Origin of the sequence: Streptomyces sp. NPDC057702 (genome assembly GCF_042799315.1) — a bacterium.
Lineage (GTDB): Bacteria > Actinomycetota > Actinomycetes > Streptomycetales > Streptomycetaceae > Streptomyces.
Genome location: NZ_JBHVJC010000046.1, coordinates 52,017 through 59,163, shown reverse-complemented (window position 1 = coordinate 59,163; position 7,147 = coordinate 52,017). Strand labels below are relative to the sequence as shown.

The following is a 7,147-nucleotide window of genomic DNA, read 5'->3' as shown; positions in this document are numbered from 1 at the left end:
CCGCCGCGCACGACGCGGCGCGGACGGCCGCCAAGGGCCCGGCCGGGCGGGTGCCCGGTGCCCCGCGCGCCACCCGGCCGCTGGTGCCCCGGGCCCCCGTCCCCCGGGCCCGCCCCGGCCGCCTGGCCATTCCCACGCTGCGGGTGGACGCGCCGCTCGTCGGCCTCGGCCTCGACCGACGGGGCCGGCTGACGACGCCGGCCATGAACACCCCCGGGGTGGCGGGCTGGTACGAGCGGGGGCCGAGTCCCGGCGAGCGCGGCACCGCCGTGATCGTCGGCCACCGCGACACCCGCCGTGGGCCCGCGGTCTTCCTCGAACTGCCGGCGCTCCGGCGGGGCGACCTGGTCGACGTGGCCCGCCACGACGGCCGGACGGCCGTGTTCGCCGTGGACGCGGTACGGACCTACCCGCGCTCGCGTTTCCCCGACCGCGAGGTCTACGGCGATCAGGGCCGCCCCGAACTGCGGCTGCTGACCTGCGGCGGAGCCTTCGAGCCCGGCCGTGGCTACCGTTCCAACATCGTCGTCTTCGCCCACCTGCACGACGTCCGCGACACGCCCCGACCCCGCTGACCCGGCGCCCTCCCGCCTCCCCCGACCGCCCGCCTCCGTCCCCGCGCGCCCCCGCGCACACGACCCCCAGCCCGAACACCCCCTGCCCGGCTGCACCGTGCGCGGTGGGCCGACCGGGCCCCGGGCCGGACGCCGGTCCAAGGCCAGCGGCGGCGGCCGGGGCGCGGCCTTCGATAAGGCGGCGGGGCGGCGCCGGGGCCGGCCCACCCCTGGTCGCGCGCCCCGACCCACCCCCGGGCGTACGCCCACGGCGGCGCCCGCCGGGGACCCCGCGCGCCCGCGGGGCGGCCGTAAACCGTCGGCGTCGGGGTGATCGGCCGGTGGGTGGGTGTGACGGGGCGACCGCCGGGCAGCGTGTAGGGGACGGAGATCGGGCCCGCGTTTCTCCGCCCGTTCGCCTGGGCCGTACCCGGCCGCCGGCGCCGCGCGTCGGGGTGCGGCCATCTGGCCGGCGATGGCCGGTAGTTGACGTGGGGTCAGGGCTGAGGTGCGGGCGACGCGCAGGGCGTGGGCGGTGGCGGGCACGTGATCGAGGGCACGTGGCGGCCCCTGGCGTCCGAAAACTACCGTCGTTAGTTTGGTCGGGTACGACGGGCCGGAGCGGTGTGCTGGAGGGCGAACGACGTGAAGTCGCATGACGGGATGTACATCGACGGCGCCTGGCGGCCCGCGGCCGGCACGGACACGATCGAGGTCGTGAACCCGGCCGACGAGCGCGTCATCGGCACGGTGCCCGCCGGTACCGCGCTCGACGTCGACACCGCCGTACGGGCCGCGCGCGCCGCCCTGCCCGGCTGGTCGGCCATCGCGCCGGCCGAGCGTGGCGGGTACCTGGCGGCGCTGCGCGACGGGCTCGCCGCGCGGCGCGAGGAGATCGCCGAGACCGTGGCCGACGAGCTCGGCGCCCCGATCGGCTTCTCCCGGGTCGTCCACGCCGACCTGCCGATCGCCGTCGCGGACAGCTACGCCGAGCTGGCCAAGACGTACGCGTTCGAGGAGCGGATCGCCAACTCCACGGTGCTGCGTGAGCCGGTGGGCGTCGTCGGCGCCATCACGCCCTGGAACTACCCGCTGCACCAGATCGTCGCCAAGGTCGCCCCCGCGCTCGCCGCCGGCTGCACCGTGGTCGTCAAGCCCGCCGAGAACACCCCGCTGGTGGCCCGGCTCCTGGCCGAGGTGGTGGCCGCCGCGCGGCTGCCCGCCGGAGTCTTCAACCTGGTCACCGGCGTGGGCGCGGTCGCCGGGCAGGCGCTGGCCGAGCACCCGGGCGTGGACCTGGTCTCCTTCACCGGCTCCACCGCCGTCGGCCGGCGGATCGGCGCGAGCGCCGGCGCCGCCGTCAAGCGCGTCGCCCTCGAACTGGGCGGCAAATCGGCCAACGTCATCCTGCCCGGCGCCGATCTGACGCGCGCGGTGAAGGTCGGCGTGGGCAACGTGATCGCCAACGCGGGCCAGACCTGTAGCGCCTGGACGCGCATGCTGGTCCACACCGACCAGTACGAGGAGGCGGTGGCGCTGGCCGCTGCCGCCGCCGCGAGGTACGAACCGGCCGACCCGCGTCACCCGGACACCCGACTCGGGCCGGTGGTCAGCGCCCGGCAGCGGGACCGGGTGCGCGGCTACATCGACCAGGGCGTCGCCGAGGGCGCCCGCCTGGTGGCCGGCGGAACGGAGGCACCGGAGGGGCGGGAGCGGGGCTACTACGTGCGCCCCACCGTCTTCGCCGACGTCACGCCCGAGATGACGATCGCCCAGGAGGAGATCTTCGGCCCGGTGCTCACGATCCTGCGGTACGCCGACGTGGACGACGCCGTGCGGATCGCCAACGACTCGGCCTACGGGCTGGCCGGCGCCGTCTGGGCCGCCGACGAGGCCACGGCGGTCGCCGTCGCGCGCCGCCTGGACACCGGACAGGTGGACATCAACGGCGGCCGGTTCAACCCGCTCGCCCCCTTCGGCGGCTACAAGCACTCCGGCGTCGGCCGCGAACTCGGCGTCCACGGACTGACCGAGTACCTGCAGACGAAGTCGCTGCAACTCTGAGACGCGCCGACACCCCGACGCGCCGGCCCCCACACCTCGATCGCGGCCCCCCGGACACGGCCGCCCGCGCGCGCCGGCGCCCGACGCTGTGTTCGAGCGACCCGGCCCCCGCCCCCGCCGCACCGCACCGCGTCATCCCCCGGGCCCGGACCGGCCCGGGCCGACCGGCCCGCCCCGGCCGGGAGCCGCCCCGGACGCCGCGCGCCCGGGGGCCGGAAGCCGCCCGCCGGGTACGGCCGAGCGCACGCTGTGCTCGGCCGCCGCACCGCCGTACGATCCGCACCGTCGTGTTGCTCGAACCGGCGTACGTACCCGCGTACGCCGGGGCACTCCGCCCGTCCGCCCGCCCCGACGGCGCCGGCCACCGGCCCGGCGGCGACGAGGCCGGGCCAACCCCCCCCACCCCCACACCGTGTCTGTGCCCCTAGGAGAAGCCGTGGTTCGCGCCGCTGTACTGACCGCAGTCAACGCTCCGCTGGAGATCGCCGAGATCGACCTCCCCAAGCCCGGCCCCGGACAGGTCCGGGTCAAGCTCACCGCCGCCGGGGTGTGCCACTCCGACCTGTCGCTGTCCAACGGCACGCTGCGCCAGATCGCGCCGGCGGTACTCGGACACGAGGGGGCCGGTGTCGTCAGCGCCGTGGGCGAGGGCGTGACGGAGGTCGCCACCGGCGACCGCGTCGTGCTGAACTGGGCGCCCTCCTGCGGCAACTGCCACTTCTGCGCGCTGGACGAGCCCTGGCTGTGTGTGCACGCGGGCGCCGCCGCCGAGACCCCGTACGCCACTCTGGCGGCCGACTCCACCGCCCTGTACCCGGGCCTGGGCACCGCCGCCTTCGCCGAGGAGACCGTGGTGCCCGCGCACGCGGTGCTGCCGCTGCCGGACGGCGTGCCGCTCGCGGACGCCGCGCTGCTGGGCTGCGCCGTGCTGACCGGGTATGGCGCGATCTTCCACGCGGCCCGGGTCGTGGAGGGCGAGTCGGTCGTGGTCTACGGCGTCGGCGGGGTGGGCCTGGCGGTGCTCCAGTGCGCGCGGATCGCCGGCGCGGGGCCGCTGATCGCCGTGGATGTCTCGCCGGAGAAGGAGAAGCTGGCCAGAGCCGCCGGCGCCACCGACTTCCTGATAGCGGGCGAGGACACGGCCAAGCGGGTGCGCGCGCTCACCGAGGGGTACGGCGCCGACGTGGCCATCGAGTGCGTGGGCCGCGCGGACACCATCCGCGCCGCCTGGACGAGCACCCGGCGCGGCGGTCGCACCACCGTCGTGGGCATCGGCGGCACGGACCAGCAGGTGACGTTCTCCGCGCTGGAGTTGTTCTACTTCGGCCGCACCCTCTCCGGCTGCGTCTTCGGCAACAGCGACCCGGTGCGCGACCTGCCGGTCATCGCCGAACACGTACGCGCGGGGCGCCTCGACCTGTCGGCCCTGGTCACCGACCGGATCGGGCTGGAGGACATCCCCGCGGCCTTCGAGGCCATGATGGCGGGCCGGGGCGGCCGGGCGCTCATCGTCTTCTGATCCCACACCGTGCCGGGCCCGCGCACGGGTGCTGTCCCCCGCTCCAAGGTGGGGGACAGCACCAGTGAGCGGGCACCGACCCACGGCCTAGCGTGCTGGCATGTACGCGATCATGAAGCCGGTGGCGGCGACTCTGGCGCTCGCCGCCTGTCTGGCCACCGCGCCCCTGTCGGCCCCGTCGGCCGTGGCCCACGAGAGCCCGCCCGCCGCGCTGTCCGGCGCCCCCTCCCAGACGCTCGCCCGCTACTACGACCAGCACCCGCGGTGGAAGAGCTGCGTGCTCGGCCCGGACGACGAGGACGGCAGGGAGTTGGCCAAGGCCGGCGCCCGGTGCGCCGACCTCACCGTCCCGCTGGACTACGCGCGCCCCACCGGCCGCACCATCACCATCGCCATCTCCCGGATCAAGGCCACCGACACCGCCCACCGCGTCGGCCCCATCCTCCTCAACGACGGCGGCCCAGGCGGCCCCTCGCTGACCAGCCCGCTGTACGCCCGGACGTCGATGGCGGACAACGCCGCACGGTACGACCTCGTCGGCCTCGACCCCCGCTTCGTCGGCCGCAGCACCCCGCTGGACTGCGGCTGGCCCGTGGGCTCGGCGCTGGTCTCGGCCGGCATGACCCGGGCCTCCTTCGACCGGCAGGTCACCCACCAGAAGGACCTGGCCACGCGCTGTGTCACGCGCCACGGTGACGTCCTGGCACACGTCACCACCCGCGACACGGCCCGCGACATGGACGTCGTACGCGGCGCGCTGCGCGAGCGGAAGATCTCCTACCTGGGCTACTCGTACGGCACCTACCTGGGCACCGCCTACACCCAGATGTTCCCCGGCCGCTACGACCGGGTGGTGTTCGACGGAGCCATCAACCCGCCCGCGTACCAGCCCCGCATCCTCAAGGGGCAGGAGGAGACCGGCGACCGGGTCCTGCGGGCCTGGGCGGCGTGGACCGCGCGGCACCACGCCACCTACGGCCTGGGCACCAGCGAGCGGCAGGTGATGCGCACCGTCGAGGACACCGCGCGCGCCGCGGCCGTGCGCCCGCTGGTGGTCGGCTCGGGCGCCGACGCCTACCGGGTGGACGACGCGACGGTGCCGATGGTCGCCTTCGCCGGCGCCGTCGACGACCGCGACCCGGCCCGCCACGCGCTGGCCGGTCAGCTCTCGGTGCTCGCCCGCGCGGCGCGCGGCGAACGCGTCGAACCGACACCGGAGCTGGCCCACATGCTGGACTTCGCCCTGACCGGGAAGATGTCGCCGTACGGCAGTGCCCAGGTGGCCATCCTGTGCGGGGACGCGGCGGCGCCGCGCGACCCCGAGGTGTACTGGCGTGACGTGCTGCGCAGCCGCGACCGGTATCCGCTGATGGGGCCGATGGCCAACAACGTCAACCCCTGCGCGTTCTGGCCAGAGATACCGCGCGAGGCCCCGGTCCGGGTCGAGCGCGACGTGCCCGCCCTCATCGTCGCCGCCACCGGCGACTCCCGTACCCCGTACCCGGGTAGCCAGGCCCTGCGCGCCTCGCTGCCCAGCTCCCGGTTGCTGACCCTGGAAGGCGTCAACCACCACGGGGTGTTCGGCCAGTACGGCAACGCCTGCGTGGACGCCCAGGTCAACGCCTACCTCCGCACCGGCACCCTGCCCCGCGCGGACGTCACCTGTCAGAAGTAGTCCCGGCCCGAGGCGGGTCGGGCGGCCCCACGGCCGGCCCGCCAGCACGGTGCCACGGACGGGCACCCGCGCCCCGCCCCGCGTCCGCCGCGAGGCCACCGGGCGCAAAGGCTCAGCCCAGCCGTTGGAACCGCAGCTCCAGCCCGTCGAGCAGGGCGTCCAGGCCCGTCTCGAACGCGCCCCCGTCCACCTGCCGCTGCCGCTCGGCCAGCAGGTGCGCCTGGCCGAGGTGCGGATAGGCCGCCGGGTCGTACGCCTGGGGATCGTCCACGAAGCCACGGGCGAAGGAACCGAGCGCCGAGCCGGTGACGAAGTAGCGCATCAGCGCGCCCACCCGCGTCGCCTGGGCCGGCGGCCAGCCCGCGCGCACCATCGCGCCGAACACCGCGTCCGCCATCCGCAGTCCCGTCGGCCGCCGCCCGGGGCCCCTGGCCAGCAGCGGCACGATGTGCGGGTGCGCGGTCAGCGCCGCCCGGTAGGAGCGGGCCCAGGCGCCCAGCGCCGGCCGCCAGTGGTTGGGGCCCTCGCGGCCCGTGTCGAACATCGACAGGTCGACCCCGGCGACCACGCTGTCCGCGACCGCGTCCAGGATCGCGTCCTTGGTCGGGAAGTGGTGGTACAACGACGGCCCGCTGACCCCGAGTTCGGCGGCCAGCCGGCGGGTCGAGACGGCCTCCAGCCCCTCCGCGTCGACCAGCGCGAGAGCGGCCGTGACGATTCTCTCGCGGCTGAGCAGGGGTTCGCGGGGGCGGGCCATGCGCCCCATAGTAGGGTCGCCGGCAAAAAACTAGCGCTGCTCGTTTCGTGGGGAACTCCCGAGGTGGGGACGCGGATCCGGAGCTGACGGACGAGCGGCGCGCGGCCCGCCGACCGGCCACCCACGCGTCCGGGAACCGCTGGCGGACATCGCCGTGGCCGCGGCCCGGCCGCTGACCCGACGGGCGGCCGACCGCGTCGAGCACGGGCCGCCGTTCCCGACCGGGGCGTCGGTGGACCCGGCTCCACGCCGGCGAGGGCGGCCCCACGGTGCGCTGACGACGCGCTCCAGGTCTTCGGCGGCTACGGCTTCGTGGACGCGTGCCCGGTCGGCGGGCTGCCGCGAGACACGCGGGTGACGACCCCGCCCGAGGGCACCGGCCGGACCCAGCGGCTCCTGGTCGGCCGCGCCCTGCCGGGGGTCGTGCCGTTCTGAGCGCCCCCGTCTGCCACCCGTCGGGCGCCGTCTCCGCCCCGTCGGGCGGCGTCCGCCGCGCGGCCTCCGATGCGCCACCGCGACACCTAAGCGACCGCTCACCCGCGCGGTAGGGTGAGCCCTCCGACGCGGAGGGTCCGCGG

General features: G+C 76.1%; 6 protein-coding genes. 5 read left to right on the top strand and 1 reads right to left on the bottom strand.

Annotated features, from left to right (window positions below; translation table 11 throughout):
• From ACFVFR_RS28255 to ACFVFR_RS28240, 4 genes are all read left to right on the top strand, one after another.
• Positions 1-575: class F sortase (locus ACFVFR_RS28255; protein WP_383706742.1), on the top strand; the 575-nt coding region annotated here is incomplete at its 5' end.
• Between the two features lie 624 nt (positions 576-1,199).
• A complete protein-coding gene (locus ACFVFR_RS28250) occupies positions 1,200-2,618 on the top strand; it encodes an aldehyde dehydrogenase family protein (RefSeq protein WP_383706740.1) in 1,419 nt (472 codons plus the stop codon).
• Between the two features lie 436 nt (positions 2,619-3,054).
• Positions 3,055-4,137, top strand: a complete 1,083-nt coding sequence (locus tag ACFVFR_RS28245) for a zinc-binding dehydrogenase (RefSeq protein ID WP_383706738.1) — start codon at positions 3,055-3,057, stop codon at positions 4,135-4,137.
• A gap of 100 nt (positions 4,138-4,237) precedes the next feature.
• Positions 4,238-5,812, top strand: a complete 1,575-nt coding sequence (locus tag ACFVFR_RS28240) for an alpha/beta hydrolase (protein ID WP_383706736.1) — start codon at positions 4,238-4,240, stop codon at positions 5,810-5,812.
• Positions 5,813-5,924: 112 nt separating this feature from the next.
• Here the strand turns inward: ACFVFR_RS28240 and ACFVFR_RS28235 are convergent, their stop codons facing one another.
• Positions 5,925-6,569 carry a TetR/AcrR family transcriptional regulator gene (locus ACFVFR_RS28235; protein ID WP_383706733.1) on the bottom strand — a complete coding sequence of 215 codons (645 nt, stop codon included), beginning with the start codon at positions 6,567-6,569 and terminating at the stop codon, positions 5,925-5,927.
• Positions 6,570-6,881: 312 nt separating this feature from the next.
• Between ACFVFR_RS28235 and ACFVFR_RS28230 the strand changes: the two genes are divergently transcribed.
• A complete protein-coding gene (locus tag ACFVFR_RS28230; RefSeq protein WP_383706731.1) occupies positions 6,882-7,004 on the top strand; it encodes a hypothetical protein in 123 nt (40 codons plus the stop codon).
• Positions 7,005-7,147 lie beyond the last annotated feature (143 nt).